The sequence below is a fragment of the Glaciimonas sp. PCH181 genome (assembly GCF_003056055.1).
GTDB lineage: Bacteria > Pseudomonadota > Gammaproteobacteria > Burkholderiales > Burkholderiaceae_D > Glaciimonas.
Genome location: NZ_PYFP01000002.1, coordinates 650,967 through 676,035 on the forward strand (window position 1 = coordinate 650,967; position 25,069 = coordinate 676,035).

A 25,069-nucleotide genomic window follows, 5' to 3' on the forward strand; every position below is an offset into this window, starting at 1 on the left:
TTTCAGGTCCCAATAAGCGTTTATTTTTAATTTTTCGCTTATTTTTCGTTTATTTGCTTTGAGCAACAGTGACCAACGCCGGACGCAATAAACGGTCCGAAATGGTATAACCTTTTTGCAACACGCTGACGACTGTATTAGCTTCTTGCTCAGAAGGCACCATCGAAATCGCCTGATGCTTCATCGGGTCCAAACGGTCGCCCGGTTCAGGCGCAATTTCCAGCAGGCGATTTTTGTCAAACGCCGCGGTCAACTGTTTCAACGTCATTTCCACGCCTTCTTTTAACGACTCTACCGATGGCGCTTCCAGCTTTAAGGCGATTTCCAGACTATCTTTAACTGGCACCATTGCTTCAGCGAAATTTTCGATGGCGAATTTGCTGGCACGGGCGATATCTTCCTGAGCGCGACGACGGATATTCTCGGATTCGGCCTTGGCACGCAAAAACGCATCGTGCATATCAGCGATTTTGGCTTGCGCTTCGGCTAATGCGATTTCCAGAGCCGATTCGGTCGTGACGGCTGCTTGCTCTTCAGCAATGGTTTTTTTCGTTTTCAACTTGCACGGTCTGCTTTTCCATATCTTCCATTCAAAAATCTCCAGCAATATATGACTTAAATAATGTGTTTAGCGTGTTAATGCGGTGGTTAATGCGGGTATTTGCGCCGCTGCTATGGCGAACCCACTGTAATACGCGTTGAATTCAGCTTGATACGAGGCTTGCCCCGCTCGCTCTATGCATAGCCAAATGGGGCTATCTCCTACTTTTTCAAGGGATTTATATCCCATCAAATTACAGCCGTAGCAACAATTTGTTGCACATTTTACCGGTTTGCGTTTGCTGCGATGCCGCAATAGCCCTATTCTGAATCAAATTGCTCTTACATATAGCAATTTCAGGCCATAGAAGTTGAATCTGCAAGGAGAAAATCGTGAAATTGTCCCTTATTTACGCCATGACGCTCGTTTATATATCGCTTGCAGCCGGCTGGATTAGCTATTCAAATTTAATTGCGCTTTACTAATCATAAACACAACCAACCTCGAACTGTTCTTGCCTTACGAGACTGCACCGATCCTGATCGCCTCATTTTTTTGCACAACTGCTTGCGCTTTCTGTTCTGCCAATTCGCTGACGGACAACCGCGTCGGCCAGCCAATTAGTTGCTCCTCCACCAACATCGCCAGCGCATTAATCCATGCGGGCGATTGATTCAGGCAAGGGATAAGATAAAACTCTTTCCCTCCAGCCTTCAAAAAATCCGCCTTTGCTTCAATTCCGATCTCTTCCAGCGTTTCCAGACAATCACTGGTAAAGCCTGGACACATCACATCAACCCGCCCAATACCCTGCTTCGCCAACTTTTCCAATGTCGGCGCAGTGTAAGGCTGCAGCCATTCGGCCTTGCCGAAACGTGACTGAAACGTGACCATATATTGGTCTTGCGACAGATCCAACGCGTGCGCCAACAATCTTGCTGTTTTATAGCATTCACAGTGGTAGGGATCGCCCAGAAGCAAGGTCCGCTTCGGTACGCCATGAAAGCTCATCACCAGTTTGTCTGGCAAGCCATTCATTTCCCAATGGGCCAAAACTGACTCTTTTAACGCTTGGATATACGCTTCATGGTCGTGGTAATTTTTTACCAGACGCAATTCCGGGATATTCCGGATTTGTGCGTAATGGCTGAATACCGCATCAAAAATAGAGGCCGTTGTGGTCGCTGAATACTGTGGATACGCTGGCAGAATCAATATCCGATCACAGCCATCGACTTTTAACTTATCCAACACTGACGACAAGGATGGATTGCCATAACGCATGCCGTAAGCAACCTCGACTTTATGGCCACGTTGACCTAAATAACCCCGCAACAGCATGGATTGCTTTTCTGTATTCACTTTTAACGGCGAACCTTCATTGGTCCAGATCGATGCATATTTTTGCGCTGATTTGCTGGAGCGAAACGGCAAAATGATCCAATGCAAAATGCACCACCAGATGATGCGGGGGATTTCGACCACGCGAGTATCGGATAAAAACTGTTTCAAATAGCGTCGCACGGCGCTGGCGGTTGGCGCATCCGGCGTTCCCAGGTTGACCAACACTACCGCTGTTTTTAGCGTAGCGCCATGCGTGAAAGGCGGTTCTTTACGAAAAGTCATGCGGAATTTCCTGAAAATTTGCCGCGCCGAGATAGGCGCGTGCAGTTTTGGGGACAGCTTAGCGCTGGCTTTTTCGGTAAAAGGTCAAACGTGGATTGTTGCGGATAATGCCTACAAGAATCTCATCGCAGCAGGTAATCAGCTAGCTACCGTAGCAGCGCCAACTACGACGCCAATAATTCTCGTGCATGTTTACGCGTCGTGGCGGTTATTTCTATTCCACCTAGCATCCGCGCAATTTCTTCCACTCTGCTTTTGGTATCGAGACCATCAATCGCCGACACCGTTTTGTTTGCTGCGCTTTGCTTGCTGACTTGAAAATGTTGATTAGCCTGACTGGCGACTTGCGGCAAATGCGTTACGCATAATACCTGACGCGCTTGACCGAGGCGCTTAAGCAAACGGCCGACAACCTCGGCCACGCCGCCCCCGATGCCACTATCGACCTCATCAAAGATCAAGGTTGGCGTGGCGGTAGCGCTGGAAGTAATGACCGAAATCGCCAATGCAATCCGCGCCAACTCGCCCCCAGAAGCGACCTTCGCCAGCGGTCGCGGTACCACGCCAGCATGACCGGCGACCAAAAATTCAACTTGCTCTATTCCATGCAGCGTTGGTTCGCAAGGATTCAAGGCGACTTCAAAACGCCCGCCGCTCATGCTTAATTCTTGCATCGCCGCTGTCACTGTGGCGGTCAGGCTTTTGGCTGCTTTACCCCGCGCCTTGGATAATTTCTGCGCCAATCCAAGATAGGTCGCCTTTAGTTTCTCTTCCTGCACGCGCAATGCATCAAGATCGCTGGCGTCGGCCAACTGCTGCAATTGCGTGGAAAGCGTCGCCAGTTCCTGCGGTATGGCATCTGGTTCCAGTCGGAATTTGCGCGACGCGGAATGGATAACTTCCATCCGGCGATCAACTTCGTGCAAGCGGGCGGGGTCCAGCTCCATCCTGCTTAAATAATCATTGAGCGCATAAACTGCCTCTTGCAACTGAATCCGTGCTGGCTCCAGCGCTTCCAATACTGGCTTTAAATCGTTGTCGACGTCGACCAATTTACTAATCTTGATATTCAAGCCGGCCAACTGGGACAGCATCGGAATTTCTGCTTCAGAGATCAGATTCAGCGCTTCTTGCGCACCTTCGATCAGACTGGCAGCGTGGGACAAACGGCTATGCTCATTGGTAATGTCATCCCATTCACCGGGCTTGACGGCGAGCTTTTCCAGCTCATTGACTTGCCATTCGAGCCGTTCACGTTCCAGCATGACGTTTTTGGCGTTAGTTTCAAATTCCAGCCGTTGTTTAGCTAAGGCGCGCCAGCTCTTGTAAGCGGTGGAAACCAGTTGCAGTTCATCTTGCAAACCGGCTTGCCCATCCAGCAACAGCCGTTGCGAATCGGCTTTCAACAATGATTGATGCGCGTGCTGACCATGAATATCGACCAGCATTTCACCCAATTCGCGCAACTGTCCTGCTGTCGCGGCAATCCCGTTGATATACGCTTTAGAGCGTCCGGCGTTGTCGATAACGCGTCGCAGCAGCACACCGCCCTCTTCGCTTTCAAATTCATTTACCGCCAGCCACGCTCTGACTGCCTCACTGGTATCAATCGGGCTGCCTTCGCTGTAGCGAGAGACTGAAAACTCGGCACTGATATCTGCTTTAGCCGCACCTTCACGTACCACGCTGGCATCGCCGCGCCCGCCCAGCGCCAAGGCCAACGCATCGATCAGGATGGATTTGCCTGCACCGGTTTCGCCGGTGAAAACAGTAAAGCCAGACGCCAGATCAAGCTCAATGGCATCAACGATGACAAAATCGCGAATGGAAAGGGTGCGCAGCATGGAGTTGAGTTAGAGGTTGAATTAGAGGTTGAACTTAGATCGGTTTGTGAGACAAAAATCGGTTTCAAGCGTTTTCACGTGAGCGCTCAGCAACGTCGATAACAGAAACGGTTCAGGCATTTGAGCGGGCAGTGTACTGCAATTGATCGCCCAGAATACAGGGCGATCTGATTGCGGCTTTCTGACTCGGTCTGGCTCAGCGCAAATGTCCATCCGCAGAAGGATATTCGTTCCAGTGTAATTTTTGACGCAGCGTCTCGTAATAGCTCCAGCCAGCAGGATGCAAAAAGGTAATCGTGTGATCGGAACGTTTAATCGCGATACGATCGCCCGATTGCAGGCTGGCTAGCGATTGCATGTCAAAATTGACACTAATATCCCGGCCATTGACGATTTCGATCACGATTTCGCTGCTGTCGGGCACCACGATCGGTCGATTTGATAACGCATGCGGCGCAATCGGCACCAAAACAATGCCGCTAAGCGACGGATGTAGCAATGGACCGCCAGCCGACAACGCATAGGCCGTCGAGCCGGTCGGGGTCGAGACAATGAGGCCATCCGAACGCTGGTTATACATAAATCGACCATCGACATCGACTCGGAGTTCGGCCATGCCAGTCGTCGCACCGCGTGACACGACGATGTCATTAAACGCCAGCGCACTAAAAATAACCGCATTGTCGCGTTTCACTACCCCTTGCAACAACGTACGACGTTCGGATTCAACGTTGCCATCTAGCATTTCGCCCAGGACCGGCAGCATCCGCTCTAGCGAAATATCGGTCATAAATCCCAGTCTGCCTTGATTGATACCAATCAACGGCACATCGTAGGGCGCGAGTTGGCGGGCAATACCAAGCATGGTGCCGTCGCCGCCAAGGACAATCGCAGCATCGGCCTGAAGGCCGATTTGCGCAGGCGTCAACGCGTCAAATCCGGTCAGGGCGATGTTTTGCGCGGTCTCAGCTTCAAACACGACGTTATGCCCGCGCGCCAGCAAAAATGCGGCGACCTCGTTTAATGATTCGGCAATACCGGCGGCATAATACTTGCCAACAATCGCAATGGTTTTTGGCAAATTGGGGAAATTTTGCTGATGAGATAATTTTATAGGCCACATGCTGGCGATTAAACCATAATTTAGCCCGGTGTTACAGCTTCCTTGGAGGATACTCCGCAGACAATTTGATCTATCATGCGCAATATGACAAATACCGCTAACCACCCACAATCCCATGCCCCCATAAAAGCTGTCCTGTTCGATCTGGATGACACGCTGTGGCCGATTATGCCCGTGCTGGTGAGAGCCGAACAATTACTGTACGACTGGTTAGCGTTGCATGCACCGGCAGTCACGCAGACATTTACGATTGAAACGCTGCGGCAAAGACGTATTGCGATGAGCAATACAAATCCGCTATTCAAGATCAATTTATGGGCTTTACGCCATGCCGGACTGACCGAGGCATTTCAAAGTGTGGGAGAAGATACGGCCAAGGTCGATGCTGCGATGGCGCTGTTTTCCGAAGCGCGCCATGCGGTCACGCCATTCGACGATGTTCAGCCAGCGTTAACCCGTCTGGGTCAACGTGTTTTGCTGGGATCGATATCCAATGGCTTTGCCGATCTGGATAAAATCGGCTTGGCACCGCATTTTTCCATCTCCATAGCCGCCCATACTTTCGGCTGCGCCAAACCCGATCAGACCATCTTTCATGCCGCTTGCGACGCGCTTAAGGTCCGGCCGGAAGAAACTGTTTATGTCGGTGATGATCCATTGCTGGATGTAGTCGGTGCTCGCCAGGCTGGCCTGCGCAGTGTCTGGATCAATCGTTTTGAGCGGACGCTACCGGCCGGAATCGATGCCGATGCAGAATGCGTGACACTGCACGATTTGGAGGCTTGGCTGCATTTGCAGAGCGTCACAAGCCGCTAAGCCGCCAGCAGCATCTAAACTCTGCCGTCAGAGAGTAAGTAAACGACAACAACTGAACAAGCGCAACGTGGCGTAACAGTGTATAAGTACATCCATAAGGGGCTGGCAAGCTGAGCCAGCGCTCGCTAAAATACTGCCCATGCATCTTGATACCCGCGCTCAAACTCTTCTGAAAGCCCTCGTAGAACGTTACATTCTCGACGGCCAGCCGGTAGGCTCGCGCGCGCTTTCAAAGATTTCGGGATTAGAGTTATCGCCTGCCACGATTCGCAATATCATGGCGGATCTGGAAGAAATGGGCTTTGTCGCCAGTCCGCATACCTCTGCCGGACGGGTACCAACGCCGCGTGGTTATCGGGTGTTTGTCGATACGTTACTGACGGTACAGCCGATTGATGAAAGCGCCCTTGAATCCCGGATGCAATCGCGCCTGCAAACCAACTCGCCGCAAAAGATCATTGCCAACGCTGCGCAAGTGCTATCGTCGTTGTCGCAATTTGCTGGTGTCGTACTAACGCCCCGGCGCGAATCCATCTTCCAGCAAATCGAATTTTTACGGTTATCCGAAAAACGCATCTTGCTGGTCATCGTGGGCCCCAGCGGCGATGTCCAGAACCGGTTGCTGCTAACCGATGTCGATTACACCCCGTCCCAGTTAGTACAAGCCGCAAATTACATCAATCAACATTACGGCGGCCACAGCATAGACGATGTTCGCCATCGTTTACAAAGCGAAGTGCTGCAACTGCGCGACGACATGACGCGCTTGATGCAAGCCGCGGTTGAGGCTGGCAGCGATGCGATGACGGACAACGCAGATGATGTTGTGATTTCAGGTGAACGCAATCTTTTGAGCGTGACCGATTTATCGTCGAGCATGGCTTCGTTGCGTAAGCTATTCGATATGTTTGAGCAAAAAACCAATTTGATGCGCTTGCTAGATATCTCCGGCAAGGCTACAGGTGTGCAAATTTTTATCGGCGGAGAATCCCAACTCGTCCCGATGGAAGAAATGAGCGTCGTTACCGCGCCGTATGAGGTCAACGGTAAGATCGTCGGTACGCTAGGCGTCATCGGACCAACCCGGATGGCCTATCAAAGGGTCATCCCGATTGTAGACATTACGGCAAAATTACTCTCAAACGCATTAAGCCAGAACTAGTCTGGCTTAATGCGTTTGGCTTAATTGCCGGCATCTGACTACCTACGTAGCAAAAATCCCGCGTGAAATCTTTCTTCGCCGTTATTTCTTAACGCATGACCGGCAATGGCCATATAGCGCCAAAGCATGATCGGCAATCTCGAAACCGTGCTCTTTGGCAACTGCTTTTTGACGACTTTCGATTTCTTCGTCGTAAAACTCTTCCACAAGACCGCACACCAGACAGACCAGATGGTCATGATGTGAGCCTTCGTTAAGCTCAAAAACCGCTTTGCCGGTCTCAAAATGATTACGCTGCAATAGGCCAGCTTGCTCAAATTGCGTTAATACGCGATATACAGTTGCCAAACCGACATCAAGATTTTCGGTCAGCAGAATTTTATAAACGTCTTCAGCGCTCAGATGACGTACTTCACTATTTTGGAAGATTTCCAAAATTTTAAGTCGTGGCAAAGTAGCTTTTAGGCCGCTTGCTTTTAGTTCAGATGGATTGTTAGGCATGTTTACGTCGCAAATGGATGATCTGCTTTATCATATAGCGTTTTAGCACAATTGCTCAATCAATTGAGATCCTTATGCGCATGTTGCTCTCTTGTATTAACCGCACCTCTGTCCTGACCATCGCTGCTGTTTCAGTAGCGTTACTCGCTGGCTGCGCTTCCAAAAATCCCCTGATCGACAATCCGACGGCGGCCACCGGCACCAATGCAGGCACCACCAGCGCAACAGCGCCGACTGCCGCGACAGCAGATGCAGGCGTCCAAACCGTCAAGAATCGCCGGTTTTTCGGTATCTTCTCGCCTTATCGCCCAAATATTCAACAGGGCAATTTTGTGTCGAGAGAAATGATCTCGCAGGTAAAAGAAGGCATGACTACCGAGCAGGTATCATTTGCACTTGGCACGCCATTGCTAACAGATATATTTCACGCGAATCGCTGGGATTATGTATTCCGTCTGCTAAAAGGCAACGGCGAAATCACCTCCAGTCGCGTCAGTGTATTCTTTAAAGACAACCTGGTGACCCATGTTGAAGGCGGCGGCGATTTGCCGACCGAGGCAGAATATCTGGCACAAATTTCCGGTGGCGATAAAGAAGCCAAGAAAGCGACCCAAGATAAGGGTATTGCCAAGGATGTGCCTTTGCCTCCTCCTACATCTACAGTCAAATAACACTGCAAATAATAAGTCGGAAGTTTAAATTAACGATGAATCAAATGAAAATTGCCGTTGCTGGCGCATCCGGGCGTATGGGTCACATGCTGATCGAAGCTATTCAGCATGCGGACGATGCGATATTGGCGGGCGCGCTGGATGTACCGACATCGCCCGGATTGGGAACCGACGCTGCTGCTTTTCTAGGCGCACCCGCTGGCGTGATAATTGAATCCGATCTGGCGACCAGCCTGGCGAATGCCGATTATCTGATCGACTTTACGCGCCCTGAAGGCACGCTGAAGCATCTGGCGTATTGCGCTGAGCATGGCATCAAGATGATTATCGGCACGACCGGCTTTGACGAAGCAGGTAAAGCAGCCATTTCCGCTGCTGCTGAAAAAACCGCCATCATGTTCGCGCCGAATATGAGTGTCGGCGTCAATGTCACCATGAAATTGCTGGAATTGGCCGCGAAGAGCTTCTCGCACGGCTATGACATTGAAATCATCGAAGCCCATCACCGTCATAAGGTTGATGCGCCATCGGGCACGGCCTTAAAAATGGGCGAAGTCATCGCCGCTGCGCTAGGCCGCAAACTCGATGATGTTGCGGTCTATTCCCGCGAAGGCGTCACTGGTGAACGCGATCCTTCTTCTATCGGTTTCGCTACCATCCGTGGCGGTGATATCGTCGGCGATCACACAGTCATGTTTGCGGGCGATGGCGAACGGGTAGAAATTACACACAAATCCTCCAGCCGGGTTACTTATGCGCATGGCAGTCTGCGTGCTGCACGTTTCCTGATTGACAAGACAACCGGATTGTATGACATGCAGGATGTGCTCGGTCTGCGTTAATTTTATGTCTTTTCCGCTATCTTTCTTGTCATTTATGCCAACCTCTGGATCACCATCATGAATGATAATCTTGGTTTCGCGCATTATTGGGCACAGGGCGATGCAGTCTCGCATGCCGTGGCATATTTGCTACTACTGATGTCTGTCGTCAGCTGGTTTTATATCCTGTCTAAAACCTTAAGTTCGTGGCGCATTCGCCGCAGCGCCTCGGCGCTGGATGGCTTTTGGCAAGCGTCCACAATGCGCGATGCAATTGCCCTCATCAAACCCGTCGATACTGAAAACGTCTATGCGCCATTAGCCGAGCAAGCAGCCGATGCTGCTGCGATCAGAACCCCGGCGGCTGGCAATTCCGCCGCATCCCTGAATGCGGCGACTGACCTTGGCGAATTGATCACACGCACTTTACGCCGCGAAATCAACCGTGTTTCTTCACGACTGGAAAGCGGCTTAACCTTGCTGGCATCGGTCGGTTCAACAGCACCGTTTGTCGGCTTGTTTGGCACTGTCTGGGGTATTTACCATGCATTGATGGCGGTTTCTGCATCTGGCACAGTGCAAATCGATAAGGTCGCGGGCCCGGTAGGCGAAGCGCTGATCATGACTGCGCTCGGTTTAGTGGTCGCTATCCCTGCTGTGCTGGCATACAACGCATTCACCCGCGTGAATCGGATTACACTGGCGGAATTAGATGCATTTGCCCATGATCTGCATGCTTATCTGACAACAGGTAGCCGAGTCGGTAAATAAATTACCAGCATACGGATACGACTACAAAATACAGCGCTATTAATCGACAGCAACTCATCCAGGATTAAGAATGGCATTCGGCGGATTTAACGACAATCAGCAAGCTGCACCAATGGCGGATATCAATATCACGCCGATGGTAGACGTGATGTTGGTGCTGCTGGTGATATTTATCATCACGGCGCCGTTGTTTACGCACGCGGTGAAAGTCGACCTGCCAACCGCACAATCCGCCCCTGCCCCTGAAAAGCCAGAGACAATTGCGCTGTCGATTGATCGTGCCGGAAAAATGTTCTGGAACGACGCCCCTATTGCCGAAAATGAGCTAGCCCCGCGACTTATTGCCGCTGCTCAAAAGCAACCGCAACCAGAATTACAATTGCGCGCCGATAAAGACACCCGTTATCAAGTTCTGGCTGAAGTCATGTCTTTGGCGCAAAATAATGGGTTGACCAAGATTGGTTTTGTTACCGATCCTAAAAATACCCAGGCAAACAAGTAAATTCACCAAGGTCTACCCGCTAGACAATCGCTGCTCTACTCCTCCAGAATTCCTCTATCCATGGCGTTATCAGGCTTGAATCAGCCAAAATCTGCCTAGTCGACACTCAATGATGAGCGGCATATAGATCCCGTTTGTATCGCATTGGATAGCATCTCCGTAAGTCCCCTGTCGTACACCAGCACATGAACCAGTATAATCATTGGTTCCGGGTGAATTCACCCCATGCTCTCACATTCACTTTTTTAGCCCCATCCACGCCATGCAAGAAAAATACAGCTCGACCGACGTCGAAAAATCGACGCAAGACCATTGGCGCGCTATAGATGCCTACAAAGTCGTCGAACACGCGAAAGACCAGAACGGTCAGGACAAGAAGAAGTTTTACGCCTGTTCAATGCTGCCTTATCCATCCGGCAAATTGCATATGGGCCATGTGCGCAATTACACGATCAACGACGTCATGTATCGCTATATGCGGATGAACAATTACAACGTCTTGATGCCAATGGGATGGGATGCTTTCGGCATGCCGGCGGAAAATGCGGCAATGGCGAACAACGTGCCTCCGGCGCAATGGACGTACAGCAATATCGAACACATGAAAGCCCAGATGCAATCGATGGGACTTGCCATCGATTGGTCACGTGAAATGACGGCCTGTAAGCCAGAGTATTACAAATGGAACCAGTGGATGTTCCTGAAGATGCTTGAAAAAGGCGTCATCTATAAAAAAACCGGCACCGTCAATTGGGACCCGATAGACCAAACCGTATTGGCTAATGAGCAAGTCATCGACGGTCGCGGCTGGCGATCCGGCGCGCTAATTGAAAAGCGTGAAATCCCGATGTATTACGCCAAGATCACCGATTACGCTGAAGAATTACTCGATCACGTCGAAACCAAATTACCGGGCTGGCCAGAGCGTGTACGTCTGATGCAAGCCAACTGGATAGGCAAATCGACAGGCGTACGCTTTGCCTTCCCACATAAAATCACCGAAAACGGCGAACTGATTCAAGATGGCAAGCTATGGGTATTCACCACCCGTGTCGATACCATCAAGGGCGTGACCTTTTGCGTCGTTGCGCCAGAACATGCGCTGGCAACCTTCGCCGCCAAAACCAATCCAGAACTGACCGAATTCATCGCCGAATGCAAAAAAGGCGGCGTTGCTGAGGCCGATATGGCGGTCATGGAAAAGAAAGGTATGCCAACCGGCCTCTACGTTTCTCATCCTTTAACAGGTCAACTGGTCGAAGTATGGGTCGGCAATTACGTGCTGATTACCTACGGCGACGGCGCGGTGATGGGCGTACCGGCGCATGACGAGCGCGACTTTGCCTTCGCTCAAAAATACGTTCTGCCGATTCGCCCGGTCATTGCCGTCGCAGACAAAGTGTATTCCACCGAAACTTGGCATGATTGGTATGCCGACAAAGAAAACGGCCGCTGCGTAGACTCTGGCAAATACGATGGCATGGGCTATCAAGAAGCGGTTGACGCCATCGCTGCCGACCTCGCGGCCCATGGTTTAGGCGAAAAGAAAATCACCTACCGCCTGCGCGACTGGGGCATTTCACGCCAACGTTATTGGGGCACGCCGATCCCGATCATCCATTGTGATGACTGCGGTGATGTGCCTGTGCCAGAAAAAGATTTACCGGTCTTGCTGCCGGAAGATTGCGTGCCTGACGGCAGCGGCAATCCGCTAAACAAGCATGAAAAGTTTCTGCACGTCGACTGCCCTACCTGCGGCAAACCGGCGCGACGCGAAACCGACACCATGGATACTTTTGTCGATTCATCCTGGTATTACATGAAATACACCTCGCCCGGCTCAACCGATGCGATGGTCGACTCTCGCAACGATTACTGGATGCCGATGGATCAATACATCGGCGGCATCGAGCACGCTGTATTACATCTGCTATACGCGCGCTTCTGGACCAAAGTCATGCGCGACTTTGGACTAGTCAAGTTTGACGAGCCGTTTACCAACTTGCTCACGCAGGGCATGGTGCTGAACGAAACCTACTATCGCGAAGAAACCAACGGCAAAAAAATCTGGTTCAATCCAGAAGACGTTGCCCTGACTTTTGACGATAAGGGTCGACCACTGTCGGCGATCCTGAAAACGGACGGTCAGCCGGTTGCCATCGGCGGCACCGAAAAGATGTCTAAATCGAAGAACAACGGCATCGATCCGCAAGCACAGATTGACCAATATGGTGCCGACACGGCCCGCCTGTTCACTATGTTTGCGTCACCGCCAGAGCAAACATTAGAATGGTCAAACGCCGGTGTCGAAGGTGCGAACCGTTTCTTGCGCCGAGTCTGGAGTTTCAGTTTTGCCCAGGCAGCAAATATCCGCCCAGGCACCAGCACGCAATTTACCGATCTGCCAGATGCACTCAAAACCTTGCGCCGCGAAGTGCACAAAATTTTGCAGCAAGCAGACCACGACCTGAAACGTATTCAATACAACACGGTCGTATCGGCATGCATGAAAATGCTGAACACGCTAGAAGCCGCCAAGCTCGAAGCCTCGGCAACCAGCAATGCAGTACTGACAGAATGTCTGTCGATTTTCTTACGCGTACTCAATCCCATCGCGCCGCATATTACGCATACGCTTTGGCAAGAGCTCGGTTTCAGCAAAGTACACGGCGATATTCTAGACGCTAGTTGGCCACAGGTCGACCTCACGGCGCTGGAGCAAAGCGAAATTGAGATGATGATTCAGGTCAATGGCAAACTTCGCGGCAGCATTATCGTTGCCAAGGATGCCGACAAAGCAACCGTCGAAGCACTGGCACTTGCCCATGAAAATGTGCAAAAGTACCTTGAAGGTGCACCTAAGAAAGTCATTGTTGTGCCGGGAAAACTGATCAATATCGTGGCTTAAAAAGCGGCCATCGGTACTAAGTAAGACAATGAAGTAATCCGGCGAAGTAAGCGGTTGATATTCGGCCGCAGCCAGCAACAGCTTGGCCTTTAAGTTTGATCTTGTGGCCGGGTACACTCAAGTAGTAATGAGTTAGCCCGGTCATTGCATGTCGTTCCGCATCTTGAAACAAGGACTATCTGTATGACGCGCATTTCCCTGAGCCGCCTTCCTTTTTTTCGCTGGTCGATGATTATCGCCGTCAGCGCACTGCTCGCCGCCTGTGGCTTTCATTTGCGCGGTTCGGCCAATTTACCGTTTAAATCTATCTATCTCGGCTCGGCTACCGGCACGCCATTGGGTATCGAATTGAAACGTAATATTGTCGCTAGTGGCACCACCACAGTGTCAGAGAAGGAAGCTGGCGCAGAAGCGATTATGGAAGTCCTCGCGCAGAGTCAGGAAAAAGTCATTTTGACTCTGAACAGTCAGGGCCGTGCACGTGAATACATGCTGTATTACAAATTTTCATTCCGCCTGAAAGATGCGCAGCAGAAAGAATTGATGACGCCGACCCAAATCACACTGAAGCGCGATATCAGCTATAACGAATCGCAAGAATTATCAAAAGTTGCCGAGGAAGCGCTGTTGTATCGCGACATGCAAACCGATCTGGTACAGCAAATTCTGCGTCGTCTGGCCGCGCTCAAACCTGCTAATGCCGGAATCACTGATGCGGTAACGCCGACGCCGCCAGCGTCGTCAGTCCCATCGGTCACTCCAGCGCAATAAAGAGGCTAGGCATGCAACTGCGGATTGACGCCCTTGAAGGCCACTTGGCAAAAGCCGTGGCCCCGCTGTACGTCATCACCAGCGATGAGCATCTGCTGGCGCTCGAAGCTGCGGATAAAATCCGCAAAAGCGCGCGCGCACATGGCTGCTCGGAACGCGATGTTCTGATCGTTGATCGTAGTTTTAAATGGGGCGAGTTACAGGCTGCGAATCAGTCGCAATCGTTGTTCGGGGATAAAAAACTGATCGAGTTGCGTATCCCGACCGGCAAACCCGGCAAAGATGGCGGCCAGGCATTGCAGCAATATGCCGCCACGTTAAATCCGGATAACGTCACTATTATTACGTTGCCGAAGTTGGATTGGGCAACACAAAAAGCGGCGTGGGTAGCCTCCTTACAGCAGACCAGCGTCTATCTCGACATTCAGCAAGTAGAACGGTCACAGTTACCGAACTGGATCGGCGTGCGTTTGGCTGGGCAGCAGCAAAGTACCGACCGACAGTCGCTGGATTTTATTGCCGATCGGGTTGAGGGAAATTTGCTGGCAGCGCATCAGGAAATCCAGAAACTGGCGTTGCTACATCCAGCGGGCAAACTAAATTTCGAGCAGATCCACGACGCAGTGCTAAACGTAGCGCGCTATGATGTTTTTAAATTGAACGAGGCGATGCTGGCCGGGGATATCGGGCGTCTGGTACGGATGATCGATGGACTAAAAGGCGAAGGCGAAGCGCTGCCGCTGGTACTCTGGGCAATCTCAGAAGAATGTCGCACGTTATTAAAATTGAAATCAGGCATGACGCAAGGCCGCCCGCTGAATGCGTTGATGAAGGAATACCGCATTTGGGGGCCGCGTGAACGCTTGATGGAACCGGCGTTGCGGCGCTTATCGCTGGCGACCATCGAAGCAGCGCTGCAACAGGCCGCTCAGATCGACAAAATGGTCAAAGGCTTGCGCGCCAAAACATTTGCTGGCGACGCCTGGGATGCTTTGCTGCAATTAGGATTAAAGGTCGCTCGCTCTTAAATGCCTCTGCGCCGTCACCACTTTCCAACGGATTAGACAGACTAGAAACTATGGATATCCAACACTACATCGCTGAAGTCGGTCAACGTGCCCGCGTAGCATCGCGCTTGATGGCACGCGCGGATACCGCCGCCAAGAATCGTGCGTTGACCTTGATCGCAGAAGCAATCCGCCGCGACGCCGATATCTTGCGCACCGCCAATCAAAAAGATCTGGAAGCCGCGCGCGCCAGTGGATTAGAAGAAGCGATGCTGGATCGCCTGACCTTATCCGACAAAGCCATCGCGACCATGATCGAAGGCTTGCAGCAAATCGTAGCCCTACCCGATCCGATTGGCGAGATTTCCAACATGAAATATCGTCCTACCGGGATTCAGGTAGGTCAAATGCGCGTCCCGCTTGGCGTCATCGGTATCATTTATGAAGCACGGCCTAACGTGACTATCGATGCTGCTGGTTTATGTATCAAAAGTGGCAACGCAACGATTTTACGCGGCGGCTCAGAGGCAATTCACTGCAATCAGGCATTAGCGAAACTGGTCAAAGAAGGATTAAAGGGCGCAGGTTTGCCAGGCGATGCAGTGCAAGTTATCGAAACGACCGATCGCGCAGCAGTGGGTGCATTGATCAGCATGCCTGAATATATTGATGTCATCATCCCGCGCGGCGGCAAAGGTCTGATCGCCCGTTTGATCAAAGAATCAAAAGTCCCGATGATCAAACATCTGGATGGTATTTGTCATGTCTACATCGATGATGCGGCAGATCCCGAAAAAGCCCTGAAGATCGCCTTCAACGCCAAATGTCATCGCTACGGCACCTGCAATACGATGGAAACCTTGCTAGTAGCGCGTTCCATCGCGCCACATGTGCTGCCAGAACTGGCGCATTTGTATCGGACTAAAGATGTAGAACTACGTGCGGATGCCGAAGCCAGCAAGATATTGCGCTTCTGCGACTATCCGCATCTGACCGATGCGACCGAAGAAGACTGGAGCACTGAATATCTGGCGCCGATTCTTGCGATCAAAATCGTCGAAGACATGGACGAGGCGATCACCCATATCAATCACTATTCTTCTCACCACACTGACAGTATCGTCACCGAAAACTATTCGCATTCGATGCGGTTTTTGCGTGAGGTTGACTCGGCCTCCGTCATCGTCAACGCATCAACCCGCTTTGCGGACGGTTTTGAGTTTGGCTTAGGCGCTGAAATCGGTATTTCAAACGATAAATTGCATGCGCGCGGTCCGGTCGGGCTAGATGGGCTGACATCGCTGAAATACGTCGTGTTTGGTCATGGCGAAGTACGTACATAACAAACCAAAGAATTGATAACCTGAGCAACCAACCCGCTAGATAACCCCACTCCCGGACTCACCAATAAGGATACCTTCATGCTTTGGATTAAAGCGCTACACATCGTCTTCATGGTTTCATGGTTTGCTGGCTTGTTTTATCTGCCCCGTATCTTGGTCAATCTGGCGCAAGAGACCGAACCAATGGCGACGCAACGGTTATTGTTGATGGCGCGCAGACTGTACCGTTTCATGTTGCCATTGGCGATAGGCACGGTGATCTTTGGTGCTTGGTTGTGGATGGGTTACGGCATCGGCAGAGGCCCGGGTAACGGCTGGATGCATGCTAAATTATTCCTGGTTATTTTAGTCCTCGGTTATCACCATGCGTCCGGCAGCATGCTAAAGAAATTTGAACTGGGAACGAATAAACGCAGCCATGTCTGGCTGCGCTGGTTCAATGAAGTCCCGGTTATTTTGTTGTTGGCTATCGTTATTCTCGTCGTCGTCAAGCCATTCTAATTCTGGTCCCTTACCTGCCAAGGATGCAACATGAGTAAAATCTGTGAGTATTATTTCGCGCCCCATTCGCCATTTGCCTATCTCGGGCATGCACGATTGACGGCGTTGGCCAAACAATATGGCGTTCAGATTGTGTTGAAACCGTTCGATTTGTCGAAAATTTTCCCGATCTCCGGCGGCCTGCCGCTGGCTAAGCGGTCACCTCAGCGACAAGCCTACCGCCTGCAAGAATTGCAACGTTGGAGCGCGTATTTAGAGCAGCCGCTGAACTTGCAACCGACCTACTTCCCGGTTCATAGCGATGATGCGGCCAAGTTAATCATCGCAACCCAGCTCGCCCACGGCACGCAGGCCGCGCTAGATTTGACCGCAGCCATCATGCGCGGCGTATGGGCAGAAGAGAAGAACATCGCTGATACCGATACGTTAATCGCGATGGCAACGGCGCTCGGCTATGACGGCAAAACACTATTGAAATCGGCCGAAACCGTCAGCGTAGAGGCTGAATTTGTGCGGTTCACGGATGAGGCCATTGCAGCGAACGTGTTTGGCGCGCCTTGGTACATCGTTGATGGCGAAGGATATTGGGGCCAGGACCGGCTCGATTTTGTCGAACGCGCATTTGCAAAATAAAATCGTCGGTCGCTCTTTTACAAGGCGGCCATCGTTAAAGTAGTAAAGTAACCCTGCAACACGACGGCTATTTACCATCGCGTAAATAGCCATTTCACCACACCATCGACTGTAGATGGTGTTAACGGATAAAGAGAACCCCTCATGGCACAAGCATTAACCGCACAATCACCGACCTCAAAGCACTCTTATTTCTGTCCATGTCCACGTGGACTTGAAGCTGCGCTTGCAGAAGAAATAAACGAAATTGCGCAATTAGCTGCACCGACAGTCACGCTGCGCGTCCACAATCAAGTACCTGGCGGCGTACATTGCTCTGGCTTACTCAGCGATGCATGGCGCATCAATCTGCATTCACGGATTGCCAGTCGGGTGTTAATGCGTCTGGCGCATGGCTCTTATAAGACCGAAAACGATATTTACGATACCGCCCTGGAACAAGAATGGGAAAACTGGTTTAGCGTTAGCCACACTATCCGGGTCGATATCACCGCCATCAAATCCCCGTTGCGTAGCCTGGAATTCACTACGCTGAAGATCAAAGATGCGATTTGCGACCGTTTCCGTGACATCTGCGACGAACGGCCATCGGTCGATACGCATACGCCGGACATGCGTGTAGTTGGTTTTCTGGATGCACATAATTTCACGCTTTATCTGGACACCTCCGGCGAAGCGCTTTTCAAACGCGGCTGGCGCGCTGAGACCGGCGATGCGCCGCTTCGCGAAAATCTGGCCGCAGGATTACTCCGCACCGCTGGCTGGAAACCGGGCACAGTTTTATTCGATCCAATGTGCGGCTCTGGCACGATTCTGATTGAAGCTGCGCAGATTTTGGCCGGTATTCCATCCGGTGCCCGTCGCGAATTTGCCTTCGAAAAATTTCATGGTTTCGAGATTTCTCAATGGCAAGCGATCAAAGGGGCGATTAAGCCAAATCCAATGCCGCTGATCCCGACTATTTTCGGTAGCGATATTTCTGGCGATATGGTCGCGATGACCGCAGAAAATCTGCGCAACGCGGGGATTCTTTTTGAAGTTCCGCTAAAGCAGATTGAAGCGCAGGAAGTACGTCCGCCAAACGAACTCAGCGGTAGTGGCGGAATTATGCTGACCAATCCTCCCTACGGCGAGCGTATCGGTGTACGTGGCGACAGTACGTTGACCACCGATGACCTGTTCAATGAGTTCTTCAATGCGCTCGGGAACACGCTTAAACAGCGCTTCGCTGGCTGGACCGTATTCCTCTTTACCGCCGATCTGACATTGCCGAAATTGCTGCGTCTGAAAGAAGCGCGAAAAACACCATTTTTCAACGGCGCACTCGAATGTCGCTTGTTCCGTTTTGATATGGTAGCGGGATTCAATCGCCGGGAAGCGGCGAAGCCTAAAGAGTAAGGTTATAGAATCAATAATTCTGCGTAATACAAAATGCCATCAAATTTGATGGCATTTTTTTGTCTGGACGTAAATAAAACCAATCTGAAGCAGGTTTCGGCATAAAGAAAAAGATAGAAACATTATCTCGTCATTTCAAAAAATAAACATTTTCGGTTGCCCTAACCCGATCAGCGGCAGAATTTATTGACAACGAGAAAACATCCAGTCGCTTTTATACAAAAAACTATGGAGAAGATAGTAAAAGCACTTGCAATTCCTGTTTAAATAGCGAATAATCTAAATAAGAATTGTTCGCATTTACATAAAGGACTATCATGGGCCACTCGTTACAGCGCGCAACGGAACATCTGGAGGGTGAGAAATCACCCACTTCAAGCGTCACAAAAGCAGTCAGGCCAGCCATCACGCGTATTAATAGCCATGACCTGTTCCAGCAAATGCGTGAGTTGGAAATTGATCACGGCGGCAGAATTTATAAATTACGACTGACGCAATTGAATAAGTTGATTTTGACGGCATAAATCGTCAATGCCAGGAAATTCGGCCTACCAGCTAGCCAGGATGTACCGCCAGCGAGCCACTGACAAGGAACATTGATGGTTACCGAGGATATGAATACTGCTTTTATTGCCCCCAACGAGGCACCGGCGCAACCAGAACTGCTGGTCTCTGCCGTATTGCATTTGATGTCGCATTACACCGCGCATCATCAGACGATGCAGCCGGAAGCACGTGGTTGCACCAAGCTGGCATCGGTCATTGAACGGCATCTGAAGGCGCTGGCGGCACTTCCTAACCTGGCGCCGGTGTTACGGACTACCTGCCAACAATTATCGGAACAGTGGGCGACGTTAGTAGAACGCAGCATGCCGGGCCCGGAGAAATATAATTTGTTCACGCGTTTGGTCGGCGGCACGCGTACTACTTGAAATAGTTGTAAGAGTTAACGGTTATGGCGTAAATATCACGCTTATTTATTAATATAGAGTTTATTAGTAGTAAGGTAAAAAATGATTGTTTGTGTTTGTAACAACGTCTCCGAACAAAAAATACGCCACGCGGTGGATTCCGGCATGTCCTCTATGCGGGAACTTCGCCAAAAACTCGGAGTCGCAGATAGCTGCGGAAAATGTCATTCTTGCGCGAAAAACGTCTTGCGCGAATGTTTAGAAAATAACGTCCCAACAGCACATCGTCATCTTCATGCTTTGGTATTTCAACCGATGCCCTCCATAGCAACCGCCGTATAAGAGTAGTATAAGTAAATGAGCGCAACAATGTCGTCGTCATCATCGCCATACCTTCCCACCTTTGTGTGGCGTCAAGTTAAACGTATCGGGCCCCTAGGCGCGATTATTTTGTTGCATGTGGGTTTCTTCATTGCGCTAAAGAGTGGCTTGATTCATCAGGCTGTACAGGCAATTCCAAAAGAAGTATTCGCCACTTTCATTACGCCAGAACGTGCGCCGGAACCAACTCCACCGAAACCACAACCGGCTGTCCCCAAAACAGTACCAGTGGTAAAAAAGAACATTGCACCTCCCCGCCCGACCCCTGTTGTAGTCAACAATACACCTTCTGAAAAAGCTATCTCTGTGCCAGTTGCGGCGCCACAGCCACCGCAACCTATAGAAGCTGCTGCGCCAGCGCCAGCACCAGTTGCTCCCCCGGCCGCACCGTCTGCACCGCGTACCATTAGCTCTGGCGTCGAATATATCCGTCAACCGAACCCTGAATATCCTTCCGCTGCGAAACGCATGGGCGAAGAGGGCAAAGTTGTCATGCGCGTACTGGTCAATGAAAAAGGCCGCGCAGAACGGGTGGAGATACAAAAAAGCTCAGGTTCAGCTCGTCTGGATGACGCGGCCAAACAAGCCCTATTGCGTGCTCTCTTCAAGCCTTACATGGAAGATGGTAAGCCGATGCCGGTATATGCTATCGTCCCCATCAATTTCCAGCTGTCGAATTAATCAGGCATTTGCCCTTACCCCTTATACGCTACATCTCGCGAACCAGAATTTACCTACTATTTAATCAACAATTCAGAAAATTGCGGTCGCTTATTCGTGTGAATAAGCCCCCTACCAATTCAACGATACCTTTTACAGAAACAAGGAATAATCATGGAAGTCAGTCCGTACGGTTTAGAGGCACTCTGGTCACAGGGTGATTTTGTTATCAAATGCGTTGCCATGTTGTTAGTCGTCATGTCGATCTCTTCCTGGTACGTGATTTTGACCAAGGCGCTGCAAATTCTGCGTTTGCAGCGTGCCGCCAGTGCAGCTGGTCACCAATTCTGGGATACCACTAATTTGCCGGAAGGAATTGCCACATTGGGCACCGACAATCCTTTCGCAGAAGTCGCTCAGGCTGGCGTACTTTCAATGCGCCATCACACCGCGCATAGCGGACATCTGCACGATCAGCTATCCACCAGTGACTGGGTAACGCTATCCTTGCGTCAGGCGATCGATGAAGCATCCGGCAAACTACAAACGGGCATGGCGGTATTAGCATCAGTCGGCTCTACAGCACCGTTCGTTGGTCTGTTTGGCACGGTGTGGGGGATTTATCACGCATTGGTGGCCATTGGCACTTCCGGTCAGGCTAGTATCGATAAAGTCGCTGGTCCTGTCGGTGAATCACTGATCATGACGGCGCTGGGTCTGGCGGTTGCGATTCCGGCTACTTTTGGTTATAACGCGCTGGTACGCGGTAACAAAACGATTATTGCCAAATTGAATAAATTTGGTTTTGATTTGCATGCGTTATTCGTCACCGGTTCACGTGCTGATATGAACAAAACCGGCACTGGCGATACGGAAAATACTCCTTCCAAGCTGGTCGCTGTGAAAGGTGCATGATGTCAATGGGTTCCCTGTCCGACTCGGACGACGACTTTAATCCGGAGATCAACACCACGCCACTAGTTGACGTGATGCTGGTCCTGCTGATCATCTTTATCATGACGATACCGGTGATGAATCACGCGGTCAAAATTGATCTGCCACGCGCCACCAATCAACCCGATGATGTAAAACCGGAGAGCATCAATTTATCGATCGATGCTGCTGGAAAAGTTTATTGGAATGACGAAGTGGTTGATCGCAATCAATTGCAGGTGAAGATTGCCGTTGCGGCGAAAAAAGAACCGCAACCGGAATTACATTTACGCGCTGAACGCACCACTGAATACGAAAAAATTGCGCAAGTAATGGCGGCGGCACAATCTGGCGGCCTTGGAAAAATTGGTTTCGTTACCGATCCAGACGCCAAATAATCGCAGCAACGTCTTACAGTAATATCACCCTGCTCCAATCGATAAAGCCTTTGCCTACTTTGTAGGCAAAGGCTTTATGCTATCCGCACCACATCAATCATCCATCCCCGCCTCTGAGACATATCGGGCGATAGAAGGTATTAAAATAATCTGGCTTCCAAGTATATTCTCACGCATTTTCTTAGTCCCGGCGATCCCCGATTGAGCGCTAAATAGGAGTGCGAATGATTCCTGCTAATGAATGATGAAAAAGCTGAGTGCCTAGGCTATCATGGCGACTTTAAGGCGGTCCGGGTCGTATTTCCAAGGCTACTCTCGCCCCACGTCGGTTTATTTTTAAGAGGCTCCCATGCAAGGCGACAAAAACATCATTAAGCTGCTCAACGCACAGTTGACTAACGAACTCACCGCAGTGAACCAATATTTTCTACACGCCCGCATGTACAAGCATTGGGGCCTGGAAAAACTTGGTAAGAAAGAATATGAAGAGTCGATCGGTGAAATGAAGCATGCTGATCGTCTGATTGACCGGATTCTGATGCTGGATGGCTTGCCGAATCTGCAAGCGCTGCACAAATTGATGATAGGCGAAAATACGCCAGAAATGCTGGCCTGCGATCTGAAGTTGGAACAAGCTGCGCAGAAGACAGTGAAAGAAGGCGTTGCCACCTCTGAGGCAGCTGGCGATTATATTTCGCGCGAACTGTTCAAAGACATTCTGGATGACACTGAAGAGCACATCGATTGGCTAGAAACCCAAATCGATCTGATCGCCAAAGTCGGCATCCAAAACTATCTGCAAAGCCAAATGGCTGCCTAAACCGCCATGCGTTCAAGGCTATGCGGGGACATCCTATGTGGAAATTTCCTGCATAGCCTATATCAAATAGGGATCTGGGATGTGCACTTGAAAAAAGTGTAACGTCACTGCATCCCTCAAAAATCCTCTATATCCCCCCTGCTGCACGCCTTAAGCGTCAACTAGCACTAGCGAGACGGTGAAGCGCTTTTATACGCCCAATCACAGCGCTGCACATTGCAATTCCCGGATCAACGGCAGCGGAGAAGCCCTCTACCTCAGACTAGTCGCCACCACCCTCCAAACCCGGGGAAACACCCTCACACGCTATCTTTGTACGGAATCTGGCGAACCTTATACAAGCCACTGAATCAATGCGATCAGAAGTTGGTGTACGACTCTTAACAGGATCAGGGCCACTAAAGGCGATAGATCGATACCGCCTAACAACGGAATAAAGCGACGAATCGGTCCCAACAGCGGCTCATTCAAAGCCCGCACAAATGGGGCCAACGGTGCCTGCGGATTTACCCAGCTAAAAATTGCCTCGATAATCAGCAGTGCGATCAAACCATAAAAAACCCATTGAAGAAACAGCAATGCCGCCAGCATTAACAAGATCGGCGCACTCAATGCCGACGCCACCACCAGCTGCAGCGCAATGCAGACCACCGCGACCAAAAGCGCACCGATCAGACTAGCCCAGTCATAGCCACTAAATCCGGGTAACACTTTGCGCATCGGGCGCACCATCCAATCCGATATTGTAAAAATAAAATGTGCTACCTGTTGCGGCGGGCGCACGCGCACAGCCTGAATCCAGAAGCGTAACAACAGCACGCCGCCCAATACACTGGCGGCGGTCTCAATAATCAATGAAAAAATATTCTGCAACACGATGGTTTCTCTCTTTCAAGATGGAGCGGGGCATTTCGTTTCCAAGTCAGCGTAACAACTGAAAGTTGTGACAGATAGTAACGCTGGGCACATCATGACGCAAAATGGTGAAGATGAAAATCAAATTGCCGTACAGAACCAGTTCACACTTCTTTTACAAGACGTCATCATCGTCGCGCCAAACAAAAAACCCGCTGAATAGCACGAGGCCATAAAGCGGGTAGTGCGCCTGAATTTAACCAGGCCTCCTTCTGACACACGACAATTACGGACGTGTACCAGTTGGGAACGGCCAAGCCGCTGCAGGATTAAGTACAGTTTTTACTGCTGAATCAGCAGCAGGTTTTGCAGCTACTGGCTTAACTACTGTTTTTTTTACAGCTGGTTTTTTAGCCGCAGGTTTGGCCGCTGGCTTAACAGCTGGTGCTGCTTTAGCTACTGGCTTTACGGCTGCTTTAGCTGCAGGTTTTGCTGCTGGCTTCGCTGCCGGTGCTGCTTTAGCTGCTGGCTTTTTAGCTGCAGGTTTCGCTGCTGCTTTGGCGGCTGGCTTTGCCGCAGGTTTAGCTGCTGGCTTCGCTGCTGCTTTAGCTGCCGGTTTTTTAGCTGCAGGTTTCGCTGCTGCTTTGGCCGCTGGCTTTGCCGCAGGTTTAGCTGCTGCTTTAGCTGCCGGTTTTTTAGCTGCAGGTTTCGCTGCTACTTTTGCCACAGCTTTTTTAGCCGCTGGCTTAGCTGCAGGTTTCGCTGCTGCTTTAGCTACCGGTTTTTTAGCTGCAGGTTTCGCTGCTACTTTTGCCACAGCTTTTTTAGCCGCTGGCTTAGCTGCAGGTTTCGCTGCCGGTTTTTTAGCGACAGGTTTCGCTGTTGCTTTTGCCACTGGCTTTGCTGCTGCTTTTTTCGCTACCGGCTTTTTGGCCGCTGGCTTAGCTGCAGGTTTCGCTGCCGCTTTTGCCACAGGTTTCGCTGCTGCCTTAACTACTGGCTTCTTAGCGGCGACTGGTTTTTTAGCTGCTACTGGCTTTTTGGCCGGAGCGGCTTTCTTCACAGCGGGTTTCTTCGCTGCGGGTTTTTTTGTTGCTGTTGCCATTTTGTTTCTCCTTCACGTGATGGAAAAAATCAAGCTCCAAGTTGGAAACCCGACGGACCCATCGCGA

Annotated in this window: 27 protein-coding genes; 20 read left to right on the forward strand and 7 right to left on the reverse strand. The window is 50.7% G+C overall.

The genetic code is table 11. The features are described from left to right. Positions 1 to 49: 49 nt before the first annotated feature. The 4 genes from grpE to C7W93_RS16120 form a co-directional block, all read right to left on the reverse strand. Entirely contained in the window at positions 50 to 559 is a 510-nt protein-coding gene (gene grpE, locus C7W93_RS16105) for a nucleotide exchange factor GrpE (protein ID WP_370446474.1), read from the reverse strand. A 501-nt stretch (positions 560 to 1,060) separates the two neighbouring features. Beyond that, complete coding sequence (gene hemH / locus C7W93_RS16110; protein WP_108441310.1) at positions 1,061 to 2,167, reverse strand: ferrochelatase; 1,107 nt, start codon at positions 2,165 to 2,167, stop codon at positions 1,061 to 1,063. 164 nt (positions 2,168 to 2,331) lie between these two features. Next, entirely contained in the window at positions 2,332 to 4,011 is a 1,680-nt protein-coding gene (recN, locus tag C7W93_RS16115; RefSeq protein ID WP_108441311.1) for a DNA repair protein RecN, read from the reverse strand. Positions 4,012 to 4,207: 196 nt separating this feature from the next. Further along, entirely contained in the window at positions 4,208 to 5,134 is a 927-nt protein-coding gene (locus tag C7W93_RS16120; protein WP_108441312.1) for an NAD kinase, read from the reverse strand. Positions 5,135 to 5,209: 75 nt separating this feature from the next. On the opposite strand from C7W93_RS16120, the gene C7W93_RS16125 reads away from it, so the two are divergent. Together C7W93_RS16125 and hrcA are read left to right on the forward strand one after the other, a co-directional pair. Next, positions 5,210 to 5,950 (forward strand): HAD family hydrolase, encoded by a 741-nt coding sequence (locus C7W93_RS16125; protein WP_225869910.1) that lies wholly within the window; start codon positions 5,210 to 5,212, stop codon positions 5,948 to 5,950. 139 nt (positions 5,951 to 6,089) lie between these two features. Continuing rightward, a complete protein-coding gene (gene hrcA, locus C7W93_RS16130) occupies positions 6,090 to 7,112 on the forward strand; it encodes a heat-inducible transcriptional repressor HrcA (RefSeq protein ID WP_201747276.1) in 1,023 nt (340 codons plus the stop codon). Between the two features lie 81 nt (positions 7,113 to 7,193). Here the strand turns inward: hrcA and fur are convergent, their stop codons facing one another. Further along, positions 7,194 to 7,613: a ferric iron uptake transcriptional regulator gene (gene fur / locus C7W93_RS16135; RefSeq protein WP_108441314.1), complete on the reverse strand. Its 420-nt coding sequence runs from the start codon at positions 7,611 to 7,613 to the stop codon at positions 7,194 to 7,196. Positions 7,614 to 7,687: 74 nt separating this feature from the next. On the opposite strand from fur, the gene C7W93_RS16140 reads away from it, so the two are divergent. The 18 genes from C7W93_RS16140 (at position 7,688) to bfr (ending at position 23,042) form a co-directional block, all read left to right on the forward strand. Next, positions 7,688 to 8,284, forward strand: coding sequence for an outer membrane protein assembly factor BamE (locus C7W93_RS16140; protein ID WP_370446475.1), 597 nt, complete (start codon positions 7,688 to 7,690; stop codon positions 8,282 to 8,284). Between the two features lie 35 nt (positions 8,285 to 8,319). Then, positions 8,320 to 9,126, forward strand: coding sequence for a 4-hydroxy-tetrahydrodipicolinate reductase (gene dapB / locus C7W93_RS16145; protein ID WP_108441315.1), 807 nt, complete (start codon positions 8,320 to 8,322; stop codon positions 9,124 to 9,126). Between the two features lie 57 nt (positions 9,127 to 9,183). Continuing rightward, the gene (locus C7W93_RS16150; RefSeq protein WP_108441316.1) at positions 9,184 to 9,876 is read left to right on the forward strand and encodes a MotA/TolQ/ExbB proton channel family protein; all 693 of its coding nucleotides are present in this window, start codon (positions 9,184 to 9,186) and stop codon (positions 9,874 to 9,876) included. Between the two features lie 70 nt (positions 9,877 to 9,946). Beyond that, on the forward strand, positions 9,947 to 10,378 hold the full coding sequence (locus C7W93_RS16155) for a biopolymer transporter ExbD (RefSeq protein ID WP_108441317.1): 432 nt from the start codon (positions 9,947 to 9,949) through the stop codon (positions 10,376 to 10,378). Positions 10,379 to 10,640: 262 nt separating this feature from the next. After that, positions 10,641 to 13,286 (forward strand): leucine--tRNA ligase, encoded by a 2,646-nt coding sequence (leuS, locus tag C7W93_RS16160; RefSeq protein WP_108441318.1) that lies wholly within the window; start codon positions 10,641 to 10,643, stop codon positions 13,284 to 13,286. A gap of 183 nt (positions 13,287 to 13,469) precedes the next feature. After that, positions 13,470 to 14,057 (forward strand): LPS assembly lipoprotein LptE, encoded by a 588-nt coding sequence (gene lptE / locus C7W93_RS16165; protein ID WP_108441319.1) that lies wholly within the window; start codon positions 13,470 to 13,472, stop codon positions 14,055 to 14,057. 11 nt (positions 14,058 to 14,068) lie between these two features. Then, positions 14,069 to 15,085 (forward strand): DNA polymerase III subunit delta, encoded by a 1,017-nt coding sequence (gene holA, locus C7W93_RS16170; protein WP_108441320.1) that lies wholly within the window; start codon positions 14,069 to 14,071, stop codon positions 15,083 to 15,085. A 50-nt stretch (positions 15,086 to 15,135) separates the two neighbouring features. After that, positions 15,136 to 16,407, forward strand: a complete 1,272-nt coding sequence (locus C7W93_RS16175) for a glutamate-5-semialdehyde dehydrogenase (RefSeq protein WP_108441321.1) — start codon at positions 15,136 to 15,138, stop codon at positions 16,405 to 16,407. Between the two features lie 78 nt (positions 16,408 to 16,485). Beyond that, positions 16,486 to 16,908: a CopD family protein gene (locus tag C7W93_RS16180; RefSeq protein ID WP_108441322.1), complete on the forward strand. Its 423-nt coding sequence runs from the start codon at positions 16,486 to 16,488 to the stop codon at positions 16,906 to 16,908. A 30-nt stretch (positions 16,909 to 16,938) separates the two neighbouring features. Beyond that, entirely contained in the window at positions 16,939 to 17,541 is a 603-nt protein-coding gene (locus C7W93_RS16185) for a 2-hydroxychromene-2-carboxylate isomerase (protein WP_108441323.1), read from the forward strand. 144 nt (positions 17,542 to 17,685) lie between these two features. Beyond that, a complete protein-coding gene (locus C7W93_RS16190) occupies positions 17,686 to 18,939 on the forward strand; it encodes a class I SAM-dependent RNA methyltransferase (protein WP_108441324.1) in 1,254 nt (417 codons plus the stop codon). Between the two features lie 317 nt (positions 18,940 to 19,256). Continuing rightward, positions 19,257 to 19,463 carry a hemin uptake protein HemP gene (gene hemP, locus C7W93_RS16195; RefSeq protein WP_108441325.1) on the forward strand — a complete coding sequence of 69 codons (207 nt, stop codon included), beginning with the start codon at positions 19,257 to 19,259 and terminating at the stop codon, positions 19,461 to 19,463. Between the two features lie 75 nt (positions 19,464 to 19,538). Beyond that, entirely contained in the window at positions 19,539 to 19,871 is a 333-nt protein-coding gene (locus C7W93_RS16200; RefSeq protein ID WP_108441326.1) for a hypothetical protein, read from the forward strand. A gap of 81 nt (positions 19,872 to 19,952) precedes the next feature. Then, complete coding sequence (locus tag C7W93_RS16205; protein WP_108441327.1) at positions 19,953 to 20,192, forward strand: bacterioferritin-associated ferredoxin; 240 nt, start codon at positions 19,953 to 19,955, stop codon at positions 20,190 to 20,192. A gap of 15 nt (positions 20,193 to 20,207) precedes the next feature. After that, complete coding sequence (locus C7W93_RS16210) at positions 20,208 to 20,912, forward strand: energy transducer TonB (protein ID WP_225869911.1); 705 nt, start codon at positions 20,208 to 20,210, stop codon at positions 20,910 to 20,912. A 153-nt stretch (positions 20,913 to 21,065) separates the two neighbouring features. Further along, a complete protein-coding gene (locus C7W93_RS16215) occupies positions 21,066 to 21,806 on the forward strand; it encodes a MotA/TolQ/ExbB proton channel family protein (RefSeq protein WP_108441329.1) in 741 nt (246 codons plus the stop codon). After that, positions 21,806 to 22,222: a biopolymer transporter ExbD gene (locus tag C7W93_RS16220; protein WP_108442169.1), complete on the forward strand. Its 417-nt coding sequence runs from the start codon at positions 21,806 to 21,808 to the stop codon at positions 22,220 to 22,222. The genes C7W93_RS16215 and C7W93_RS16220 overlap by 1 nt, the downstream gene beginning before the upstream one ends. Positions 22,223 to 22,571: 349 nt before the next feature. After that, a complete protein-coding gene (bfr, locus tag C7W93_RS16225) occupies positions 22,572 to 23,042 on the forward strand; it encodes a bacterioferritin (RefSeq protein ID WP_108441330.1) in 471 nt (156 codons plus the stop codon). 333 nt (positions 23,043 to 23,375) lie between these two features. Here the strand turns inward: bfr and C7W93_RS16230 are convergent, their stop codons facing one another. Both C7W93_RS16230 and C7W93_RS25135 read right to left on the reverse strand, forming a co-directional pair. Continuing rightward, the gene (locus C7W93_RS16230; protein WP_108441331.1) at positions 23,376 to 23,918 is read right to left on the reverse strand and encodes a YggT family protein; all 543 of its coding nucleotides are present in this window, start codon (positions 23,916 to 23,918) and stop codon (positions 23,376 to 23,378) included. Positions 23,919 to 24,183: 265 nt separating this feature from the next. Beyond that, the gene (locus tag C7W93_RS25135; RefSeq protein ID WP_108441332.1) at positions 24,184 to 25,002 is read right to left on the reverse strand and encodes a hypothetical protein; all 819 of its coding nucleotides are present in this window, start codon (positions 25,000 to 25,002) and stop codon (positions 24,184 to 24,186) included. Positions 25,003 to 25,069 lie beyond the last annotated feature (67 nt).

Bases quoted from the DNA above. Each gene is read 5' to 3' on its own strand.
- hemH (WP_108441310.1), bottom strand. From the start codon at position 2,167: ATGACTTTTCGTAAAGAACCGCCTTTCACGCATGGCGCTACGCTAAAA.
- recN (WP_108441311.1), bottom strand. From the start codon at position 4,011: ATGCTGCGCACCCTTTCCATTCGCGATTTTGTCATCGTTGATGCCATT.
- C7W93_RS16120 (WP_108441312.1), bottom strand. From the start codon at position 5,134: ATGTGGCCTATAAAATTATCTCATCAGCAAAATTTCCCCAATTTGCCA.
- C7W93_RS16125 (WP_225869910.1), top strand. From the start codon at position 5,210: ATGCGCAATATGACAAATACCGCTAACCACCCACAATCCCATGCCCCC.
- hrcA (WP_201747276.1), top strand. From the start codon at position 6,090: ATGCATCTTGATACCCGCGCTCAAACTCTTCTGAAAGCCCTCGTAGAA.
- fur (WP_108441314.1), bottom strand. From the start codon at position 7,613: ATGCCTAACAATCCATCTGAACTAAAAGCAAGCGGCCTAAAAGCTACT.
- C7W93_RS16140 (WP_370446475.1), top strand. From the start codon at position 7,688: ATGCGCATGTTGCTCTCTTGTATTAACCGCACCTCTGTCCTGACCATC.
- dapB (WP_108441315.1), top strand. From the start codon at position 8,320: ATGAATCAAATGAAAATTGCCGTTGCTGGCGCATCCGGGCGTATGGGT.
- C7W93_RS16150 (WP_108441316.1), top strand. From the start codon at position 9,184: ATGAATGATAATCTTGGTTTCGCGCATTATTGGGCACAGGGCGATGCA.
- C7W93_RS16155 (WP_108441317.1), top strand. From the start codon at position 9,947: ATGGCATTCGGCGGATTTAACGACAATCAGCAAGCTGCACCAATGGCG.
- leuS (WP_108441318.1), top strand. From the start codon at position 10,641: ATGCAAGAAAAATACAGCTCGACCGACGTCGAAAAATCGACGCAAGAC.
- lptE (WP_108441319.1), top strand. From the start codon at position 13,470: ATGACGCGCATTTCCCTGAGCCGCCTTCCTTTTTTTCGCTGGTCGATG.
- holA (WP_108441320.1), top strand. From the start codon at position 14,069: ATGCAACTGCGGATTGACGCCCTTGAAGGCCACTTGGCAAAAGCCGTG.
- C7W93_RS16175 (WP_108441321.1), top strand. From the start codon at position 15,136: ATGGATATCCAACACTACATCGCTGAAGTCGGTCAACGTGCCCGCGTA.
- C7W93_RS16180 (WP_108441322.1), top strand. From the start codon at position 16,486: ATGCTTTGGATTAAAGCGCTACACATCGTCTTCATGGTTTCATGGTTT.
- C7W93_RS16185 (WP_108441323.1), top strand. From the start codon at position 16,939: ATGAGTAAAATCTGTGAGTATTATTTCGCGCCCCATTCGCCATTTGCC.
- C7W93_RS16190 (WP_108441324.1), top strand. From the start codon at position 17,686: ATGGCACAAGCATTAACCGCACAATCACCGACCTCAAAGCACTCTTAT.
- hemP (WP_108441325.1), top strand. From the start codon at position 19,257: ATGGGCCACTCGTTACAGCGCGCAACGGAACATCTGGAGGGTGAGAAA.
- C7W93_RS16200 (WP_108441326.1), top strand. From the start codon at position 19,539: ATGGTTACCGAGGATATGAATACTGCTTTTATTGCCCCCAACGAGGCA.
- C7W93_RS16205 (WP_108441327.1), top strand. From the start codon at position 19,953: ATGATTGTTTGTGTTTGTAACAACGTCTCCGAACAAAAAATACGCCAC.
- C7W93_RS16210 (WP_225869911.1), top strand. From the start codon at position 20,208: ATGAGCGCAACAATGTCGTCGTCATCATCGCCATACCTTCCCACCTTT.
- C7W93_RS16215 (WP_108441329.1), top strand. From the start codon at position 21,066: ATGGAAGTCAGTCCGTACGGTTTAGAGGCACTCTGGTCACAGGGTGAT.
- C7W93_RS16220 (WP_108442169.1), top strand. From the start codon at position 21,806: ATGTCAATGGGTTCCCTGTCCGACTCGGACGACGACTTTAATCCGGAG.
- bfr (WP_108441330.1), top strand. From the start codon at position 22,572: ATGCAAGGCGACAAAAACATCATTAAGCTGCTCAACGCACAGTTGACT.
- C7W93_RS25135 (WP_108441332.1), bottom strand. From the start codon at position 25,002: ATGGCAACAGCAACAAAAAAACCCGCAGCGAAGAAACCCGCTGTGAAG.